Annotated in this window: 3 protein-coding genes; all 3 read right to left on the reverse strand. The window is 57.5% G+C overall.

The annotated features are described in order from the left end of the window. Positions 1–1,711, reverse strand: a 1,711-nt coding sequence (gene uvrB / locus QCH34_RS08420) for an excinuclease ABC subunit UvrB (RefSeq protein ID WP_300332811.1), incomplete at its 3' end; no start/stop codon positions are given. Beyond that, positions 1,708–3,258, reverse strand: a complete 1,551-nt coding sequence (uvrC, locus tag QCH34_RS08425) for an excinuclease ABC subunit UvrC (protein WP_300332813.1) — start codon at positions 3,256–3,258, stop codon at positions 1,708–1,710. The genes uvrC and uvrB, both read right to left, overlap by 4 nt. Continuing rightward, positions 3,255–3,840, reverse strand: a 586-nt coding sequence (locus QCH34_RS08430) for an ATP-binding cassette domain-containing protein (RefSeq protein WP_300332815.1), incomplete at its 5' end; no start/stop codon positions are given. The genes uvrC and QCH34_RS08430, both read right to left, overlap by 4 nt.

Consider the following 3,840-nt stretch of genomic DNA (forward strand, 5'->3'; position numbering starts at 1 on the left):
TGAAGGCGATCTGGAGCTTCCGCCTCCGTTCCGTCTCGGCAAGGGCCCGCTTTATCGAGTCTGTCATTTTGTCAGCATAGAGGACGACACGGGAGTTCGCGTTCCTCGCAGCCCTGCCGATCGTCTGGATCAGGCTCTTCTCGTTTCTCAGGAACCCTTCCTTGTCTGCATCCAGAATGCCGACGAACCCGACCTCGGGAATATCCAGCCCTTCCCGGAGCAGGTTGATCCCGACCAGCACATCGAAGGTGCCGAGCCTGAGCTGCCTGATGATCTCCGTTCTCTCAAGCGTTACAATCTCGGAATGGAGGTACCGTGTCTTGATCCCCCGCCCGATGAGATAATCCGTGAACTCCTCGGCAAGCTTCTTGGTGAGGGTGGTCACAAGCACCCGGTCCCCCTGCTCGATGGTGCGGAGGATCTCCCTCTCCAGATCCTGGGTCTGCCCGTCGATTGGCCTCACCTCAACCACCGGATCGACGAGGCCGGTCGGCCTGATGATCTGCTCTACCACCTGTTCGGCATGTTCTGCCTCATAGCTTCCGGGGGTTGCCGAGACGAAGACGACCTGCTTCATGTACCCCTCAAACTCATGGAACTTCAGGGGGCGGTTATCAAAAGCGCTTGGGAGGCGGAACCCGTACTCGACCAGGTTCTTCTTCCGTGCATAATCGCCATTGAACATCCCCCGCACCTGCGGCAGGGTCTGGTGGCTCTCGTCTATGATCAGGAGAAAATCGCCGGGGAAATAGTCGAGGAGGCAGTACGGCTTCTCGCCTGCGGATCTCCCGTCAAAATGGCGTGAATAGTTCTCGATACCTTTACAGCTCCCGGTCTCCTCGATCATCTCGATATCAAAGAGGGTACGCTGGCGCAGCCGGTGCGCCTCGATCATCCCGAGCGTCGGGAGCACCTCGTCCAGTTCGGCCCGGATTGACTCAACCGCCCGCTTCCGCTCGTCTTCCGGGGTGACGAAATGGCGGGCGGGATAGACATGGAAATACTCCATCGTGGAGAGCCGCCGCCCGCTCGTCTTCTCGATCTCTGATATCCGGTCGACCGTGTCGCCGAAGAGCTCGATCCTGATGATATCATTGAAGTATCCGGGGATGATCTCGATGGTATCGCCACGCACCCGGAACCTTCCCGGCATCAGTTCGGTGTCGTTGCGCTCGAACTGGATCTCAACCAGCCGCTCGATGATCTCCCGCTGCTTTGCCTTCTCACCGCACCGGAGCTCAAACCCGAGGTTCCGGAAATGTTCGGGGTTGCCGAGGCCGTAGATGCAGGAGACCGAGGAGATGATGATGGTGTCGTTGCGTGAGAGGAGCGAGGCGGTTGCGGAGAGGCGCATCTGCTCGATCTTCGGGTTGATATCCGCATCTTTCTCGATATACTGGTCTTTTCTTGGAAGATAGGATTCCGGCTGGTAATAGTCATAATAAGAGACGAAGTATTCGATCCGATTCTCAGGGAAGAAGTCCTGAAATTCATTATAGAGCTGTGCCGCAAGGGTCTTGTTATGGGCAAGGACGAGGGTGGGCATCTGGAGTTCTGTGATTAAGTTTGCGATCGTGAAGGTCTTCCCTGATCCCGTCACCCCGAGGAGGGTCTGTTTCCCCATCCCCCCGGAAAAACCGCTGGTTAAACCCCTGATGGCATCAGGCTGGGAGCCTGCCGGTTTGAAGTCCGCGTGTAGGGTGAAGTTCATGGAATAACCTTCTTTCTTCGCTTGATCCTGTTATAGCTGACGGCGAACCGGTGCGCCTCGTCCCTGATCTCCTGGATGAGGAGGGAGGCGGGATCGTCTGAAGGCACCGGGAGGGGATAGGGGAGTTTCGGGAGATAGATCTCCTCCTCCCGTTTTGCAAGCGCAATGACGGGGATATCGAGATCGAGCTTATTCAGCTCGGCATATGCGGCCGAGAGCTGTGCTTTTCCGCCATCGATGACGATTAAGTCCGGCATCTCCCCGTCTTCTGCAACCAGCCGCGAGTACCGCCGCGAAACCACCTCCCGGATCGATCCGGGATCATCCCCCCCGACGGCACTCTTCAGGGAAAACCGCCGGTATCCCCGCTTATCAGGCTTTCCGCCGACGAACCGGACCATCCCCCCGACAGCGGCGGTGCCGGAGAGATGCGAGATATCAAAACACTCGATCACCTCGGGATCAGCTGCCAGCCGGAGTGCCCGCCCAAGCGCCTTCACCCGCTCACTCCCCGAGAACCAGGTGAGATCGACATTCTTTGCAGCAAGATCAAGGAGTTCCCGTTTTGCCCCCTGCTTCGGGACGGTGATGGTGACGATCTTCCCCCGGATCTCAGCCAGGTACCCGGCTATCGCCTCATCCACCGTCTCCGGGAGGATCACCTCGCCCGGCACCTCATGGTCGCTGTAGTACTGGACAAGGAACTCGGAGAGGAATCCGGGTGTTTCATTGAACCGGAACTCCTCTTTTTCGACCAGTGTCCCGTTCCTCTGGTGGAAGAGGAGGAGGAAGACCTCGCCGCCGGTGATCCGGTACTGGATGACATCCCCTTCGCTGGCTCTTCTCCGGGCAGCCATCCGCCTCCCGGAGAGATGTTCGAGGGCAGTGATCGTCTCCCTGATCGTGATTGCAGACTCAAATTCGCAGTTCCGGGATAGCTGTTCCATCCCGGCTTTCAGATCAAAAATCAGCTCCCTTGTCCTGCCTTTCAGGACCTCCTCTGCCTGCCGAACCCGTTCTGCATATGCCTCTTTGGAGATCTCCCCGATGCAGGGTGCCGGGCAGGTGTTGATATGGTAGCGGAGGCAGGCACGTTTTGGGAGCCGCCTGCATGAACGGAGGCCGAAGATCTTCTTCACCATCGCAAGCAGCCGATCCCGCTCACGGGCAGAGACGAAGGGGCCGAAGTACCTCCCTTCTGCCCCTGCCTTCCGGGCAATCCCGATCCTTGGGAATGGATCGCCGGAGATATGGATGAAGGCGAAGCTCTTTGCATCCTTCAGGTCGATATTGTATTTTGGCTGGTGCCGTTTGATCAGCGTATTCTCTAAAATGAAGGCTTCTGTCTCGTTTGCTGTTGCGATGAAATCAACAGATCTGATCGCATCAACCAGCACAGCGGTCTTTGGATCCAGCCCCTTCTTCGTAAAATAGCTCTGCACCCGCTTCCTGAGGTTCTTTGCCTTGCCGACATAGATGACGGTGCCGGATTCATCAAGAAAAAGATATGAACCCGGCTCTTCGGGAATATGGGTGGTATCGATCATGGCTCAAGGAGGGGCCTGAGGAACCGGCCTGTATGGCTCTCAGGTACACCTGCGATCTCCTCAGGAGTCCCTGCCGCGATGATCTCCCCGCCGCCATCACCGCCTTCGGGGCCGAGATCGATGATATGGTCTGCGGACTTGATCACATCGAGGTTATGCTCGATCACAACGACCGTATTCCCCTTCTCCACAAGATCGTCGAGCACCGAGATGAGCTTGCTGACATCATGGAAATGAAGGCCGGTTGTCGGCTCATCAAGGAGATAGAGGGTCCTGCCGGTCGCCCGTTTTGCGAGTTCGCGGGTGATCTTGATCCGCTGCGCCTCCCCGCCTGAAAGGGTGGTGGCACTCTGCCCGAGCTTGATGTAGCCAAGCCCCACGCGGCAGAGTGTCTCAAGCTTCTGGCTGATTGCGGGGATATTCTCGAAGATGCTCCGTGCCTCCTCGACACTCATCGCGAGGACATCCGCGATCGTCTTTCCCCGGTACCGGACTTCAAGTGTCTCGCGGTTGTACCGCTTCCCTTTGCATTCTTCGCACTCGACGAAGACATCGGGGAGGAAGTGCATCTCGATCTTGATG

This window comes from Methanocalculus sp., from assembly GCF_029762515.1.
In the GTDB taxonomy this organism is placed as follows: Archaea; Halobacteriota; Methanomicrobia; order Methanomicrobiales; family Methanocorpusculaceae; genus Methanocalculus.